The 16,579-nt window shown below is 51.4% G+C and carries 14 protein-coding genes; 4 read left to right on the top strand and 10 right to left on the bottom strand.

Features of this window, described 5'->3' with window-relative positions:
* Positions 1-143: 143 nt before the first annotated feature.
* Together GBK04_RS11975 and GBK04_RS11980 are read right to left on the bottom strand one after the other, a co-directional pair.
* Positions 144-1,787 (bottom strand): TldD/PmbA family protein, encoded by a 1,644-nt coding sequence (locus GBK04_RS11975; protein ID WP_152759964.1) that lies wholly within the window; start codon positions 1,785-1,787, stop codon positions 144-146.
* Between the two features lie 246 nt (positions 1,788-2,033).
* Positions 2,034-2,963, bottom strand: coding sequence for a 3-keto-disaccharide hydrolase (locus tag GBK04_RS11980; protein WP_152759966.1), 930 nt, complete (start codon positions 2,961-2,963; stop codon positions 2,034-2,036).
* A 393-nt stretch (positions 2,964-3,356) separates the two neighbouring features.
* Between GBK04_RS11980 and GBK04_RS11985 the strand changes: the two genes are divergently transcribed.
* Positions 3,357-4,223 carry a DUF58 domain-containing protein gene (locus GBK04_RS11985; RefSeq protein WP_152759968.1) on the top strand — a complete coding sequence of 289 codons (867 nt, stop codon included), beginning with the start codon at positions 3,357-3,359 and terminating at the stop codon, positions 4,221-4,223.
* Between the two features lie 7 nt (positions 4,224-4,230).
* Here GBK04_RS11985 and GBK04_RS30570 read toward each other — a convergent pair whose 3' ends face one another.
* Positions 4,231-4,383 carry a DUF8506 family protein gene (locus GBK04_RS30570; protein WP_373330913.1) on the bottom strand — a complete coding sequence of 51 codons (153 nt, stop codon included), beginning with the start codon at positions 4,381-4,383 and terminating at the stop codon, positions 4,231-4,233.
* On the bottom strand, positions 4,370-4,777 hold the full coding sequence (locus GBK04_RS11990) for an ATPase (RefSeq protein WP_373330914.1): 408 nt from the start codon (positions 4,775-4,777) through the stop codon (positions 4,370-4,372). The genes GBK04_RS30570 and GBK04_RS11990 overlap by 14 nt, the downstream gene beginning before the upstream one ends.
* A 556-nt stretch (positions 4,778-5,333) precedes the next feature.
* Between GBK04_RS11990 and GBK04_RS11995 the strand changes: the two genes are divergently transcribed.
* The 3 genes from GBK04_RS11995 to GBK04_RS12005 are packed head-to-tail and all read left to right on the top strand — an operon-like array spanning position 5,334 to position 10,344.
* Entirely contained in the window at positions 5,334-6,518 is a 1,185-nt protein-coding gene (locus GBK04_RS11995) for a BatA domain-containing protein (protein WP_152759970.1), read from the top strand.
* Positions 6,515-8,707 carry a hypothetical protein gene (locus tag GBK04_RS12000; protein WP_152759972.1) on the top strand — a complete coding sequence of 731 codons (2,193 nt, stop codon included), beginning with the start codon at positions 6,515-6,517 and terminating at the stop codon, positions 8,705-8,707. Before GBK04_RS11995 ends, GBK04_RS12000 begins: the two co-directional genes overlap by 4 nt.
* Positions 8,704-10,344, top strand: a complete 1,641-nt coding sequence (locus GBK04_RS12005; RefSeq protein WP_152759975.1) for a hypothetical protein — start codon at positions 8,704-8,706, stop codon at positions 10,342-10,344. Before GBK04_RS12000 ends, GBK04_RS12005 begins: the two co-directional genes overlap by 4 nt.
* Before the next feature lie 37 nt (positions 10,345-10,381).
* Here the strand turns inward: GBK04_RS12005 and GBK04_RS12010 are convergent, their stop codons facing one another.
* The 6 genes from GBK04_RS12010 to GBK04_RS12035 all read right to left on the bottom strand — a co-directional run bounded on the left by GBK04_RS12010 (position 10,382) and on the right by GBK04_RS12035 (position 16,563).
* The gene (locus tag GBK04_RS12010; RefSeq protein ID WP_152759976.1) at positions 10,382-10,882 is read right to left on the bottom strand and encodes a DUF6265 family protein; all 501 of its coding nucleotides are present in this window, start codon (positions 10,880-10,882) and stop codon (positions 10,382-10,384) included.
* A gap of 128 nt (positions 10,883-11,010) precedes the next feature.
* Positions 11,011-11,781 (bottom strand): HNH endonuclease, encoded by a 771-nt coding sequence (locus GBK04_RS12015; RefSeq protein ID WP_152759978.1) that lies wholly within the window; start codon positions 11,779-11,781, stop codon positions 11,011-11,013.
* Between the two features lie 157 nt (positions 11,782-11,938).
* Positions 11,939-12,658, bottom strand: coding sequence for an endonuclease III domain-containing protein (locus GBK04_RS12020; protein ID WP_152759980.1), 720 nt, complete (start codon positions 12,656-12,658; stop codon positions 11,939-11,941).
* 157 nt (positions 12,659-12,815) lie between these two features.
* Positions 12,816-14,180 (bottom strand): sensor histidine kinase, encoded by a 1,365-nt coding sequence (locus GBK04_RS12025; RefSeq protein WP_152759982.1) that lies wholly within the window; start codon positions 14,178-14,180, stop codon positions 12,816-12,818.
* On the bottom strand, positions 14,177-14,854 hold the full coding sequence (locus tag GBK04_RS12030; protein ID WP_152759984.1) for a response regulator: 678 nt from the start codon (positions 14,852-14,854) through the stop codon (positions 14,177-14,179). The genes GBK04_RS12025 and GBK04_RS12030 overlap by 4 nt, the downstream gene beginning before the upstream one ends.
* A 341-nt stretch (positions 14,855-15,195) precedes the next feature.
* Positions 15,196-16,563 (bottom strand): sulfatase family protein, encoded by a 1,368-nt coding sequence (locus GBK04_RS12035; protein ID WP_373330915.1) that lies wholly within the window; start codon positions 16,561-16,563, stop codon positions 15,196-15,198.
* Positions 16,564-16,579: the final 16 nt, after the last annotated feature.

The raw sequence follows: 16,579 nt of genomic DNA on the forward strand, positions 1-16,579 counted from the left end.
GCGTGCCGTAGACGGCTTAAATCGATTTGTTTGAGACTGGATAATTTTAGTAGAACAATGATAAAGTATGAAGTGGCTTTTCGAACAAAAAACTGTTAATTGTCCACTGTCAACCGCGCGGGCGGCCCCGTATCCACTCTCTGCTAAATTTTCCTTCCCGTATTGATCACATTAACCCCATTGAAGCGCGTGGTGGCGCTACCGTGCGATACCGCGCTGACCTGCGAGGGCTGGCCTTTGCCGTCGAAGAACGAGCCGAAGGTACGGTAGTCGTCCTGGTCGCACAGCTGGGCGCACGAATTCCAGAATTCCTGGGTGTTGGACTGGTAGGCCACGTCGTCGAGCATACCCACGATTTCGCCGTTCTTGACTTCATAGAACAGTTGTCCGCCAAACTGGAAGTTGTAGCGCTGCTGGTCGATGGAGTAGGAACCACGGCCAATGATATAGATACCTTTATCCACGCCTTTGATCATATCCATCACACTGCGCTTCTCGGTACCTGCTTTCAGCGACACATTGGGCATCCGTTGAAACTGTACCGAATCCCAGCTATCGGCGTAGCAGCAGCCCTGCGACTCCTTCTCACCGATGATATGTACCTGGTCGCGGATGGCTTCGTAGTTGACCAGCACACCGTCCTTGATCAAATTCCACTCCTTGCTGGGTACCCCTTCGTCGTCGTACCCTACCTTGCCGAGCGTGTGCGGCTGGGTTTTGTCGGCCACGATATTGACGAGTTTGCTACCGTAATTAAAATCACCCGCTTTCCATTTGTCCAGGGTAGCAAAGGAGGTTCCGGCATAGTTGGCTTCGTAGCCGAGTACGCGATCCAATTCGAGTGGATGGCCGACGGACTCATGAATGGTCAGCCCCAGGTGGTTGGGATCGAGCACGAGGTCGTACTTACCCGCCGTGACCGATTTGGCCCCGATCTTTTCCTTGGCTTGCTTCGCCGCATTGGTGGCGTCTTCCACCATGTCGTACGAATTCCGGTAGCCTACCAGGCCGTTTGGACCAGGAATTTTTTCGGAAGCCAGGCCGTCGAGGTACTCGTAGCCCATGCCCATCGGCGAACTGATGGCGTCGCGGGTTTTGAACTTTCCGGCCGCTTTGTCAATAGCCGTCACGGTGAATGTGGGCCAGATCCGGTGGATGTCCTGATCGATGTAAGAGCCGTCCGTTGAGGCAAAATACTTTTGCTCATTCACAAAAAACAAATTGGAAGTCACGAAGCCCGCGCCGTTTTTCAGCGCTTCACCATTTACTTTCATCAACAGGTCGATCTTTTCCTTGACTGGAATCCCGAAGGCATTTTTGGTCAATGGCGTTTTCCAGGCGACCTCACCTACTCCCTTTTGCGGGGCCAGAATCACGGGCTCGGTCTGGATTTTGGAATTGGCCTTGGCAATAGCCACAGCGGTTTCGGCGCACTTAGCAATGCCGTCGGGCGTCAGGTCACTGGTCGCCGAGAATCCCCAGGTACCGTTGGCAATTACACGCACCCCGATGCCGTATGACTCAGCATTGGTGACGTTCTGTACCTTCATCTCACGGGTAAAGAGGAATTGCTGCAGGTACCGGCCAATGCGCACGTCGGCGTAGCTGGCGCCCTTACTGCGGGCCGCGTTGAGGGCAATATCGGCCATCCGTTTCTTTGCGGCGGCATCAGCGCCAGGCTCCAGCAAATGTTCTACGGGTACGTCCCGGCCCATGACCAGGCCGAAAGGAAGCGTAGCCGCGCCCATCGCCAAGCCGGAGAGTTGCATGAATTTTCTACGTTGCATTTATTTTACTATTAGATTCTGAATATTGAATTTTACTTGAATACGCTGACTGGCAGCTGTGAAAAACACACGTATCTGCAAAAAAGCCGGAAAATGCTTCGCAAAGGCAAATCAACATTACATCCTAAAAATTAGGAAAAAAACCTGATTTACTTCTCAAAGATCAACCAAATCAGCAATGGAAAGACGAAAATAGGGAGAAATGCCCAAAGGACGATATAAGCCGAAAAATTTTTGTCAAACAAACTATTGCTTTGACTTCTTTTTGTAAGTACAGGCCACTTGATCCGAAATTTCGTAGTATGATTTGAAGTTGCTGGCTTTCGGATCCATGCAGCCCTTCAAGGGCAGAAGTTCAATTTTGCGGAAATCGATGGCATGGCTTTCGCTTTGCAGAGCGATGTAGCCCGATTTGAGCGGCTTATTGGCCAGTTTGCGCCAGGCAGCCGCGCTTTCCGGGGTGAAGTGCGCCGCTTCAAAACTATTATTTGCCGGGCTGGTAAAACCTCCGCCGATGCGGGTGTGCGTGTAGGTCAGGACAGTGTCGCCCTCAATGAGGTGGTAGATGATCGAGTCGCCATAGACAATGGCTTCGCCCTTCACCCATACATCGCCGTTGTAGGTTTTGGAGCTGGCGTCGATACAGTGGGCCATGTCGAGCTTGCCGTTGATGTCGGCGATGGTACCCGGCGAGCATAGGTTGCCCGTGTGGCGCTCGCCACTGCCGAGTCCGCCCAGGAGTTGCATTTCCAGTGAGACGGGGAAGGTCTGGTCCTTGCCCAGGTTCCAGGCGGGTTCGGAGTGCAGCATCACGCCGCTGTTGCGGACATTCCAACTGTCGCCGCCCGGCAATTGTTCGCCCAGAAAACGGTACTCAAAACGCAGCCGATAATGTGAGAACGGCTCTTTGTAATACAAATGCCCATATCGCCCGTCGAAGCGGTCGTAACCGTCGTACATGACGCGGATCATCCCGTCTTCGGCTCGGAAGGTGTTTTTGTAATTATCATTCATCGCGTAGCCAGCGATTTTGACATCCCAGCCCGTGAGATCTTTACCGTTGAAGAGTTGAATCCAATCGGAGGATTTGGGGGCTTTGGACTGGGCATGAGTGGTTCCGATGGTAAGGGTGCCTAAGAAGAAAGCAAAAGCGATGGCTTGGTAGCGTGTTCTCATGAAGTGAATGGCGAATTTGAATCTGTCCGGAATTTAATAGGAGAAGTCACCTTTCATGGAATACTACTTTTTCGGCTCTTTCATGTCCGATAACTTTGCCAAGGGTAGGTACCCGCGGTAACGCTCGCCATTGACCGAATTGTTAGGATAATTCTTCATCCCCAAGCCAAGCAACAGACAGGTACCCGACGCCGTCCCTTATCGTGTAGGAGCTATTTTCTCCCCATATATTCTTGTTTACACAACTGTTATTAGGGTTTTACAGGTAAATTGCGGGTCAGGAGGCCTGTCAATCAAAAATTTCCTGATCCGTATAGGTACAGTGCAAAACATCCCTTAAATCTTATTTTTTCAAGTGTTTTAGAACGTAAAATCTCCGATTTCAAAATACCAATGGCTCACCTCGCTACCGATTTACTGAAACTCAACAATCTCCAGCTGGCCGGCAAGGTGGTCAGCGAGGAGCTGTGGCTGGGTATTCACGGCAGTCGCCGTTCGGGGGTAGGTGTGGAGTTCGAGCAGTACCGGCACTACCAGCCTGGCGACGATCCCAAGCGTATCGACTGGAAACTCTACGCCCGCACCGACAAGCATCAGGTACGCGAATCGGCCACCGAAAGTAGCCTGCACATCCGGTTTCTGCTGGACCTATCGGGCTCCATGAACTTTACCGAGGGTACCTTGAGTCGCCTGGATTACGCCCGGATTCTGCTGGCATCGCTGGCCTATCTCGGCTATCGGCAAGGCGACGCCATGAGCCTGTACACCTTACACGGGGGTACTCTGCAGACGGTGGCGGTTTCGGGCAAGCAGGCTTTTCAGAAAATATTGTTTGGCCTGGAAACGGCGCAGGCCAGTGGCGAATGGCAAAACAACGCAGTTGCCTTTCCCGAATTTTACGCCCGGCGCAAGGAAATGCTGGTGTTTGTTTCGGACTTGCTGCAAGCGGACGAAGAATGGATCAAGTTGATCAGAAGCATTGCCAATCCACGGCGTGAGATCGTTATTTTCCAAATCCTGGGCGACCAGGAACTGGACTTCGACCTGAAAGGATTCTATCGGTTCAAGGATTTGGAAACCGGCCGTGAGGTGGAACTGGAAGCCGCGGCCGTGCGGGAGACTTTCAGAAAAAATGCCGCCCAGTACCTCGAAAGTATGGAGGAAGCCCTGCGCCTGCCGCACGTGCATCTGGTACGGGCCCGGCTCAGCGACCCGATCGCGGTCGTTTTGCGGGATTTCCTGGCGAAGCGAAAGGTATGAGGTACCTTTATTCAGGTTTGATTGTAACAATTTTACCGTCTCGCATCACGACAAGCTCGGTACCTTTCTGCTTCTTAAACTCAATGAGTTTTTCGTAGGTCTTTTTAAGACCGAACGAAATTTTTTCTCGCAGTTCTTTCTGTTCTTCAACTGTGGTCATAACAGTATTTTAGCTCGTTGAATTTTGTTTTATTTATTACGGTGAGCTTCCCATCGACTGTCTTCTGTGCTAAAAGATGAGGCTCGCCAGCCGAATTATCATATATCAGGGCTCCATCCACATCAGGTAGGTATATCTCAAACAAGTTTTTGATACCTCGTCGGTAACGCCTTTCGATTACTTCCGGTTCAATAGTATGTCCACCTTCGGTCACTCTGATTCTTACCCGTTGTTTGGCTAATTCTACATTTTGCAGCCATAAGAAAAGCAAAGTAGTCGTGTATCCCTTATTTTTAGCCTCCTCAATTTTTAGTCGATAGCTCCTTGTCGCGAGGGTGGTTTCAAAGGCGAAGCTTTCGTTTCTATTTACAAGATCGTCAATTCTATTCAACATAATCCGTCCAGCCTCAAGAGCGACTTTCTGGGGTTGGAAAGGTGAAAGCCCTCGGGCTATTTCGTCGGCGTTGACGAATTCCTTGCAATCAAGAATCTCGGGTAGAATGGTACGGGTAGAATGGTAAATGAAGCTGTGGTTTTACCCGCACCATTGCAGCCTGCGATGATGTAGAGGTTTTTGTCAGGCATAGACGGTGGAATTGGGAAAGATTCATTCAAAGGTGTGGCACACCAACAATTCTGGTATTTTAGTTATTTCCCATACTGATAATCATAATCCTGCCCACCATAATAAACCAACTTTTTCTCCATTTCAGTAAAGTCGAATTTTGTGAGCGAAATGACTGTACGTTTTGTGAAATCAATTTTTCCTATCCAACAAATTTGTAGATTTTTTTAGAATACAAGAAACTCTAAATCTACTGCCTACCCCCCCATTCTCCAAATTTTCAACCGGCCTTTTGGTACTTTTACTATCTTCACAATCTGGAAGTGCTCCATAATCCAATATTAGTACTTAAATTAGGATGCTAAGTGATCAATTGGTTTAAATAATGCAATTTCTTCAACCTTTATTTCTATGGGGTATCCTGGCCGTAGCGATCCCGATCGCCCTGCACTTCTGGCATCGGAAGAAAGGTACGGTTATCGCCTGGGCCGCTACGCGCTTTCTTTTCGAGAAAAGCCAGCAACCGCAGCGAGGCTTCCGGCTGGACCAGATCCTGCTGCTGATTTTGCGTTGCGTACTATTGATTTTGGTGGCCCTGCTGCTGAGTGAGCCTGTCCTGAAGATGTTGGGGAAACAAGGTTATTTACAAACGATCCACCTCGTGCAGCCCGACGCCTTCGTAGTGGATAACTACCGTTTTGAACTGGAAGAAGCCCGCCAAAACGGCGAACCCATTTATTGGCTCACCCCTACCCCGCAACCCGCCAATGAGCTCGCGCCGCCGGCTGATCCCACGCCTTGGAACGCGGTAATGTTGCAAAATGCAATCAATCGGGTAGCCCCGGCGGGCGAAGTACTGCATCTGTACATGAAAAATGAGCGAAAACCCGGCCAACTGCCTTTTATTCAAACGCCGACTGATTTTCACCTTCACACTACACCCGATACGCTTGGAAATCCGATTCGTGCCTACCGGCTCGTTGCAAACCAGCAAAAACTGTATGTCGATACCGACAATATTCTACGCGCCAGCGACGCTGATGCTTCCGTTCGATTTGCCAGTCAGCCCGTGGGCGAAGGGCCTGTAAATGTTAGTATCGACCTGAAAGATCCGCTGGAACGAAAGACTGCTCTAGCCGCTTTGCAAGCCTTCGCCGAGGTGTACCGCCTGGAAATCAATTGGATAGAAAAAGGTACCCAGGCTGCACCAGATATAGTCGTTACTGATCAGTTGCCGCTCGCGCTACAGCCCGCAACCCTATACCTTGTGACCAATCAGGCAGGTCTTTCGGCGTATCCGAATGTTTTCCATTTGCCAGAAAAACTCACCCCGCAAACGTCGCCGCTGGTGGCCCGTGGGCAGCTACCCGAATGGCTGGGACAGCGGATTCTGGCGCATTGGGGGATCGGGGGCAATACCGTGCCGATGAGCAGGGCCGAATTAGGTACCTTATTCAAACCCGTCCAAGCATCCGGTGCGCCTTCGGCGCAGACACAACGCCTCATTTTCGCCGCTCTGCTCGTGGTTTGTATCTTTGAACGCATTCTTTCGCTACTCCGCAACGCATGAACCCTCTTCAAAAACTCATCGCTTCGGTACGAAATCAGCTGTACGCCAACGCGCTGCTCCGGTGCATGCTGCTGGGCGCGGCGGCTTTTGTGTCGGCCTCCGCGCTGACAAGTTTGTTAGCCGTTCAATTAGGAGCGCTGGTAGTGGCCCTGGGGGCGGGTGTTTTTATTACAAAAATCTATGCCCCCAAAAAGCCGGAGGCCGTTTCGCTGATTCATCAGAAAGTACAGGGAACCGAGTACAGTCTGGCCTTACTGGAGAAAGAAAACCCGAATTGGGCAGAACAGCTCCAGCTGGAAAGGCTCTACGACCGAATTGAGAATGAGGCAGCCCCGCGCGTATTTTTTGCCCAACTTTGGCCGTATGGTCTGCTGGTAGTGCTGGCTTTTCTATTTCGTCTTGCTGTACCTCTTCTGGGGCAAAATTCCGGTATCTCAAAAGAATCTGAAACTTTACTACCTGCGAAACATGAAAAGAAAATACTTCCCCCACCCAGCCTGCAAACGGCCCGAATACGGATTCAACCGCCAGCTTACTCGGGGTTGCACGCCACCGAATCATCCGATTTGAACGTGACCGCCCTGAACGGTTCGCGGCTAACGTGGCAGGTACAGCTCAGTCAGGCCGATGGGGTAACGTTGCGGCTCTCCGATGGCAAGAACTCGGGGTTGGTATTTAAGAAAAACGGCGATTCATACGAATACAGTGACCGGTTGGTCCATTCGGGAATCTATAATCTGAAGGCTTACCGGGCCGATTCGCTGGTGTATCAGTCGGAATTCTACCGGCTGGAAGCACAGCCCGACCAACCGCCTAAAATTACCCCGGCCAGCAAGGAATTATATCGCTATCATCTGCTGAATGATCCCAAGAAAATTTCCGTTTCGGCTAAAATCTCCGATGATTTCCGGGTGCAAAATGCGTTCATCGTGGCCACGCTGGCGCGGGGTTCGGGTGAGAACGTGAAGTTCCGGGAAGTGCGGCTACCCCTGAGTCCGGCTACATTCAAAGAAGCGAACCTGACCAAGGTACTGGATCTGAAAGCCCTGGACTTTACGCCCGGCGACGAGCTGTACTACTACTGGGCCGCCGTGGACAACCGCCAGCCGGAGGCGAATTTCACCAAATCGGATACCTACTTTATCGTGTACCGGGACACGACACAGATGGAGGAAGCCCAACTGGCCACGATGGCTGTCAACCGCATGCCGGAGTACTTCCGCTCGCAGCGGCAAATTATTATCGACACGGAAAAACTCATTGCCAAACGTAAAAAACTACCGCCCAAAGAATTCAATAGTACCTCCAACGAAATCGGCTTCGACCAGAAAGTACTGCGGCTGCGCTACGGACAGTTTATGGGCGAAGAGTTTGAAACCAATATCGGCGGAGCAAACCCGGCCGAAGACCACGGTGGCGATGCGCCGGGCAGTGCGTCGCTGGAAGGTTTCATGCATAAACACGACACCGAAGAAGAACATGCCGCCGTTGCCGAGGTTCCCGACCACGACCACAATCATGGTACCCCTGTACCGGCCGGACAGCAAGACCCGCTGGCCGCGCTCATGGAGCAATATGTGCATTCGCACGACGATGGGGAGGTGAATACATTTCACGAACAATCCACACGCAGCCTGTTAAAAATGGCGCTGGAGCAGATGTGGCAATCGGAACTGCACCTGCGGCTGTATGAACCCGAAAAAGCCCTGCCCTTTGAAAACAAAGCCCTGGAATACCTCAAGACCGCCCAGCAAAAAGCCCGTACCTATGTCAAGAAAAGTGGTTTCGACCCACCGCCGCTGAAAATCAAAGAAACCCGCCTGACGGGTGAACTCGACAAAATCAACCCACGCTACCAACAGGAACGCCATTACGAACAGGAGCAGTTGGCCATCAAAGCCAGTCGCGTACTGGGGTATCTTGAGCTGCCCAAGCTCTCCGCCGCGCAGCAGCGCGACGTGCAGCAGGTAGGTACCCAACTGGCCGAAACGACCATCAATAGCGGCCTGAAAAACTGGGCCGTACTGGGCGATTTGCAAAAATTGGCGAGTGGCAAAAAACTCAATGACAAGGAACGACAGCGGACCCAGGCTTTTTTATTAACTCTGGCCAATCCAACCTGGCAAACGGGTTCTGACTATCGCAGCCAACCAAAACTGGAAGCCGCTTTCTGGCGACAACTTTTATGATTTCTTTTGATTTTTCCTTCAACTCTTCCGATCCTTTCCATTGGCTGACTGCGATTTTGCTGGCTGCCTTTCCAGTCGTGGTTTTCGGGATTTTGTGGAGGAACAAAACGTTGACGCCCCGGCGAAAATGGCTTCGGGGTGGACTGAATCTGTTTTTATGGCTGGTGTTGCTAGGGTACCTTTTACAACCAACCTGGACCAAAACGTCCGATTCGGCCCGGGCGTTGTTGGTAGGGGCCGAGGTACCTTCTGCCATGGCCCGCCGCTGGCAGGATAGCCTGGGGTTGAATGAACGGTTCGGATCGCAGGAGTTTCTGAAAAAAAAACTGGCCGCCCATTTTGATTCGGTAACACTGCTGGGGCAGGATTTTACGCCCGATCTGCTGGCGCAGCTCACGTCAGGTACTGTGGAATGGCAGCCCTATTTCTCCGAAAATCAAATCCAGAATCTTGCCTGGCAGGGTACCCTGCGGCTGGGCGAAATGCAGCGCATCACAGGTAGCGTACAATCAACCAAAAAGCAATGGGCAAAAATCAAATTTGCCGGTGAAACGCTGGATAGTACGCAGCTTGCGGAAGGGTCGAATTCCTTTTCACTCCAATTCCCGGCCTTCACCGAAGGGCGCACGGCTACGGAACTCTTTGTGAATGATAAATTTGTAGATACGCTACGTTTTTTTGTCCGCTCACGTCCCGTACTTTCCTACCAGTTTATTCTGGACAGCCCCGATTTTGAGAGCCGTACCCTGGCCGAATGGCTGGGCCGCCAAGGCAATGCCGTAACCGTGACGACGGCCGTTTCCAAAGGCATCCAGCAAAGCACAACCATCAACGGGGGAATGGCCCAAGGTACCCTGCCTGACCTCATCGTCACCGATCCTGGCAACGCCTCCAACTCATTGGTCAAGAAAGCTCTCGCGGCCGGAAAAAGTATTCTTTTCATAGGATTAACCCAGGCCGAAAGCAATCTCACCACCATCAACCGGGCCTTGGGAACAGGTTTTTCTATCAAGCGAACGACTTCCGAAACCGCCGCGCAGGTAGCTCCCAATCTGACGGCCTTGCCCTACGCTTTCAACGAGTCACTTCCTCAGTTGACGGTCCCCGGCTACCCAGTGGCTGTCTGGAACAAGGTAGGGAAAGTGGGCGTTAGCCTGCTGAACGAAACCTTCCCCCTCAAACTCAGCGGTGATAGTGTAGCGTACGCGCGAATCTGGAATACCGTTCTGGCGCAGGTACAGCCGCCATCCGGTAGCGGTGTGCTTGCCGATGCGCCGTTGTTCAAAGGCCTCGCAGGGCGGTTTTCCCTGAATATGGATGCTGAAATTCCGACCCGCTTTCCAGTTGGTCAGGATACTGTGGTCTTGCAAACTTCTCCGCTGAACCAGCAGGTAGCTGAAACAAATTATTTATTCGGGCAATCGGGTTGGATAGGGGCAGGAGACTCCGCAGAAGTATTTGTGGAAGATTCGACCTCCACGCTCTTCCTGACCCGGCGGATGGCCCATTATATAAAAGCATTGCGGGCGGCAGGCTTTTCGGCAGGTCCCCCCATGCCAAACCGCAACGTCAGGAAAAAGTCAACGATTGGGTATGGCTTACGTTGTTTGTGCTCAGTTGCACGGCGCTTTGGATAGAGCCGAAGTTGAGCTAACGCATACAGCCTTCAAAGAATCAGGGAATTTTCTCAAACACAAACAGATCCACAAACGTCCATTCCCCATCCTTCTGGCTACCTCGACGAATCACGAGTTGGGAAGGCGAACGCCGTTCATAAATGATACGCACCGAAGCATCCTCTTTTTCGAAAAGCGCTTCATTCTTTTTAGCCGACTGGAAAATGTAATGGTCGTGCTTGTCTTTCTCTTCCACCCCTACCATACCCGGCTTGAAATGTTTCACCATCGCCACGGGTCCCTTGTCAGTTTGTTCAAACACAAACAGCTCGTACATGGTGGGCTTGTTGTCCTTCATCATCCGAATGTACCCGATGATGTTGTCCGCGGCCGGAGCCGTCCAGCCCGCCTCGATGGGCCCGCCGCTGAAGGTACCCAGCCAATGGCCTTCCAGGAAAGCCAGGTCTTTGAGGGTACCTTGCTGGGCGCGGATGGAAGGTGAGCCCAGAACGAGAGTAAAGCTCAAAAGGATTAAACGGAGCATTATTTTGGAATTCATAAGGTTCGGAATATGGTGAATTTGGATTGGCAAATTAATGGATTTAATAGGAGTAGTACGGTACAAACACAAATTGTAGGTCTGAGTATTCGATTCGATGCTCAACCTTCATCTAAATCATCCGTACTTCATTTATTAAAAATTTCATTCAAATGGAATTCTAAAAAGGATTGTCGGGGTAAAAACTTGTCTGGAAGATAAAGAGACCTACCCTCTAATTTGCCGAACTGCTCCTGGTAATAAGCCTCCTTCGAGTATTTTTTCAATTTGTTAGCGATTATTATTCGATAATCCGTATCGATTCCTATATACCCTTTGTCAAAAGCAGCATCATAAAGTGCTGACAAACAAATACCATTTTCAGGGTTGATTCTCTCTTGTTTATTTTTTGACCAAGGGACAATGTGGCTGGCTCGAAGCATATCAGGCAAATTGATCCCACTTACAGCGCAGCGAGTGTTGTACATTCCTAACACCACTGATCGAAAAAAGCTTTGATTAACCCGCATCTTCACCAGTTGTAAACGGGTTTCTCCAGTTTTTGACGCCAATCTATCTTCGTTGATTTTAAACTTCTGTTCAATAGGAATATCCTGCTTTTTTGCCAAAAGCAATTCACTCTCATAAACCAGATCATTCCAATTGCCATTGAATTCGTTCCAGATTTTCTCGTCAAGCTTACTGGCGTTTGAAAGACCTTTGACACCTCTTGCTTTGTGATAGGGATCGAAACTTGCCAGATTTTGCATCTTACGACCAACCGCGCCAGGGGATCTGCCAAGGATTTTTGCTAATTCATGCAATTTTGGATTGCGGCCGTGAATCGTGCCATAAGGAATTTTACAGTACAAATTAAAGGCTAATATGGTCTGCTCACGCGTCCAAAGATCTTGCGCCATTTACAAAAGGAAATGAATTCAGGCTAAAAATTAATTTCAAGTGGCATTCGTACATTACGGTTGTGTAAGAAGCGCACCTGGATACTGATAAAAAAGCTGGGAAAGCCTTTTCCTACTAACTCTCTACCTTTTTCAATACGGATTAGCCTTAGAGAAACTAGAATTTCCTCCGTCCCACCGTGCTGCTCAGCACCGTCGTCTTACCCGATTGGTAATAGTCGCACATCGTCCGCAACACGCACTCGGAGCATTTGGGATCGTACCAGGTGCAAACGCGCTGCCCGTGCCAGTAGAAATGCTTGTGGAAATTGAAGAGTACCGTGGCATCTCGGGGTAAGTACCTGAGCAACAGGTCATGTGCTTTGGCGGCGCTCACCTTTGGGCCGATGAGCCCCAAGCGCTGGGTGACGCGGTGTACGTGCGTGTCGACGGGAAGTAAGGGCTTTTTGAAGTTGAAGAGCAGCAAAAGCGTCGCCGTCTTGGGGCCGACGCCTGGCAGGTCGGTCAGCCATTTCATGGCCGCCTCCGTGGAAAGTTCGTGCAAAAAATCAATTGTGGCAGTACCCTTTTCCTGAAAAAGACGGATGAGTACCTGCTGAATGTAGGGAGCTTTGATCTCAGGATAAGTAGCCGTGCCGATGGCGTCGATAAGATCGGGCAGCGGGGCATCGCGGACAGCCTCCCAGGTCGGAAAGCGTTCACGCATGGTGCGGTAGGCTGTCACTTCGTTGGCATGGGTGGTGCGGTGCGACAGGATGGTACCGATCAGCTCATGCATGGGATCGGCACGGCCGTATATTTCCTGTACTCCGTAGTGTGCATTCAGCCGTTCGTGGGCCTGCATTGTTTTGGCGGCTAAGTCGGGCAGTGAGGTCATACGTACTGGGCTGGGAATGGGGCTGGCTAAACAGATAAATTGCATAAAAACCTGTTCCAGCCAGACATAGTACCCCAGTCGGGGCCGACACAGCAAGCGTCACAAGAAAGTATTTCAACACGCTTAGCTTTACTCGATAAGACAGGCTGAAAACCAATCAAAATAGCGGCAGAATCACTTTGAAGTCGCTGCCGACGCCGGGCTGTGAGGTGACCTCGATGGTACCTTTGTGAAGCGTCAGGATACGTTTCACCAGCGCCAGTCCAATGCCATACCCTTTACGATCCTGCGTAGTGGTAATACGGTAGAAGGTGTCGAATAGCAACGGAATGTGTTCGGCATCAATCCCTACCCCCTGATCCTGAAAATGCAGCAACAATCGGTTGCTTTCAATTTCTATGCGGACAACCGCCTGCTGATTGGACGAGTATTTGCAGGCATTTTCCATGAGGTTGATGAACGCGGTGCGGAGTAGCCCCTCATCTCCCCTGATAAGAAGTTGCTCTTCGTTCTCGGGCTCCTGATCGTACCGGATTTCTACCTCGTAGCCGGGGTATTTGTGGGTGACGTGGGCCTGGGCCTGCCACAGGATTTCGTCGGCTCGCACTTTGCGCAGAGCGGTCTGGCCGGCGTCGGTCCGGGCCAGCTCCAGTAAATTATTTACCAATTCGCTCAGTTCTTTCACTTCATCCAGTACCCTCGATAAGGTTTCCTGGTAGGCCGCGCCGGTACGCTCTTTCATTAAGGCTACTTCTACTTCACCCATCATGACCGCCAGCGGGGTGCGAAGCTCGTGTGAGGCGTGAGAGACAAAGCTCCGTTGCACCGTAAAAGCCAATTCGAGGCGGCTGAGCATCTGGTTGAAAGTCATCGAAAGTTGGGCCAGTTCGTCTTTTCCATTCCCTACCCGCAGACGGTCGTGCAGATTACCCGCCGATATATTGTTGACCTGGTCGATGATTTCCGAAACGGGCCGCAGGGCGTCCTTAGAGAAAATCCATCCCGCTCCACTTACCAGAATAAGGCTAAGCAGCCAGCCAAGGGCCAGTATATCCCGTAGGCGGTTGAGCTTATTGAGGCCGATCAGGTCGGTGGCGTAGGCCACCACTACCCAGCGTGGTTCACCTACCTCGTGCACGTGCCGTAGCATCACGACTTCCCTGTTGCCTTGCCGGAACTGCTGCTCCTGCCCCTGCCGCACCTGCTCCAGTATTTGTTTGGAAATCGGAAACAGGTCTTTCCCACTGTCAAATATCACCGAATCCTGGCTATCGTAGATCGTGATTTCTTCTCCCAGCAATATAGCGCTGTTGGCCTCCTCAATCTGTTTAATTTCTGCTTCGGTAATGCCATTGACATCTTCCAGCAGACGTATAATAGTCGTTGCCCGTTCGGTGAGGTACGAAAAAAATTGCTGCTCGCGGTACTGGTCGTAGAAAAAGTAGATAGCCACACAGAAAAACAGCATAATGGAAGCCACCAGCAGCGTGAACAGCATCGTAAGGCGGGCCTTGATGTTCATTCTTCTTTGAGGATATACCCCATGCCAACTACCGTGTGGATCAGCCGGACGGAGAATTCTTTATCTACTTTCTTTCGTAAAAAATTGATATATACATCGATGACATTCGTACCCGTATCGAAGTGAATGTCCCATACTTTTTCGGCAATATCAATCCGGGATACCACCCGGTTACGGTTGCGCATCAGGTATTCCAGCAAGGCGAATTCCTTGGCGGTGAGGTCGATATGCTTGCCGCCACGCCTGGCTATTTTTTCATCTAGATTCAGTTCCAGGTCGGCCACCGTAAGCAGATGGTTGGGGCCATCGGTGCGGGTACCCCGCCGTGCCAGTACCTTGAGCCGGGCAATGAATTCACGAAACTCGAAGGGTTTTACCAGGTAGTCGTCGGCGCCCGAGTCGAAGCCCTGTAATTTGTCCTCTACCGTACCTAGGGCGGTCAGCATCAGGATGGGCGTAGTTAGGCCGTCCTGCCGGAGCAGCATAGCCAGATCGAGGCCGTTGAGGTAGGGCAGGTTTACATCCAGTACCAGCACATCGTAGGCATTGGAGTTAGCCATGGCTTTTCCCATGCGTCCATCATAGGCAATATCCACTTCCCAGGCTTGCTCTTCCAGTCCACGCTTAATAAAGCCAGCCAATTTGGGTTCATCTTCAACGACAAGTACTTTCATTTTAGTAGAGTTGTATAAGGCAGAAAACCGGCACCCGTCGGTGCCTGCTGCTACCTTTTCATGGTAAAATTTCGAAAAATTACTGGGACAAACGACCGAAATATAACATAACATGGGGACATCCTGACAGCAGCGACCTCAATGCCGTTAAAACCTCCCTACCCAGGCCCCACCTTGGGGATTCCCTAAGGTATTAATACCTTACCACAACAATAACCCTGCCTATAACTGGAAAAAGGATCGTCCCGGTGCGTTAAGGTACCCTTACCTAGAAAAGAAGATTTCACCAATAGGCTACCTCATTGGAAGGTACCCACCGATAAAGGTACGTCCCGCCCACTTCATTTATTGGCTTTTGGATTGTATTTAATGTTGGCAAAAAAGCGCGTCAGGCCATCCTGATCGTTCTGATCCTCCATCCAGTTCACCATAGCCTGCCGGAACTTCACCATGGTGGACTTATTGGCCGGGTTGGTAGCCAGGTTTGTGAGTTCGTAAGGGTCTTTGTCCAAGTCATACAATTCCTCAGCGGGTCGGTGCTGGTAGTCGTGCACAAGTTTGGCGGCCTTTGGGTCGGTCTTCGCCTTCTCGAGCCAGCTTTCCCAGTAGTCCCGGCCGTCTTGCGGCTTGGCGTTGGTGATGTGGGTGGTGTAGGTGCGGTCTGGTTCGAGGTTCATGATGTACTTCAGGCCGCGCGTCCGGATGCTGCGAATGGGGTAGTAGTTGAAATTCCCGTAGCGCGTATCGGCCGTGTAGGTGGTAAAAATCGTATCGCGATGGGCGTTTTTTTGACCAAGCAGCACGGGCAGAAAACTCCGGCCATCCAATCCGTCCGGTACTTGTCCGCCGCTGGCTTCCAGCAGAGTGGGCAGAATATCCAGCAAAGGTACCATGGCATCAGTGGTCGCGTTGGGTGCCACCCGGCCCGGCCAGCGCACCAGCATAGGTACCCGAATGCCCTGATCGTAAAGATTCCACTTGCCGTGGGGCCACTGCGGACCGTTGTCGGTGGTATAAATAAACAGTGTGTTATCGCCATAGCCATACTTCTTCATGGACGCCAGGCACTGGCCCAGCGTCTTGTCCATGTCAGTAACGTCGGTAAAATACTTCGCCCGTACCTCACGGGTCACGTCCGTATCGATCATGAAGGGCGGCAGATCCACGGTTTTGGGGTCATAGCCTTCCAAATTAGGCCAGGGTACGTGGGGGTTGTCGGTGGCTACCACCAGAAACAGCGGCTTCTGGTTGGGTTTGGCCGAGGCAGCCAGTACCGAATCGATTACCTGATAGTCCTGGTCTCTCTTTTTCAGGTACACGTAGGGGTACGCCGAGCGGGGCCAGACATGGTCCTTGCCGGCCAGGATGGTCTGGTACCCCAGCGTCTGCATGTATACGGGCAGGGTCTTTATGCCGGCGTTGATTTTGCTATGGTTAGGATGCGCCCCGTTACGGGCGGGCATCAGTCCGGTGTTGAGCACCGCCCGGGAAGGTACACAGTTGGGCGTGTTGCAGAACGCGTGGGTGAAGCGCAGGCTTTCCTTCGCCAGTGCATCCAGATTCGGCGTTCGCACGACTTTGGCCCCGGCAAAGCCGGAATCCTCATAGCCGTGATCATCGGAAATAAACAGAATGATGTGGGGGAGTGCCGCATTGGGGCGAGTGGATGATTGCTTTTCGAATGGCCCGTCCGAGGGCTTAACAGGCATAAAGGCTAGCAGACCT

The organism is Salmonirosea aquatica (genome assembly GCF_009296315.1).
In the GTDB taxonomy this organism is placed as follows: domain Bacteria; phylum Bacteroidota; class Bacteroidia; order Cytophagales; family Spirosomataceae; genus Salmonirosea; species Salmonirosea aquatica.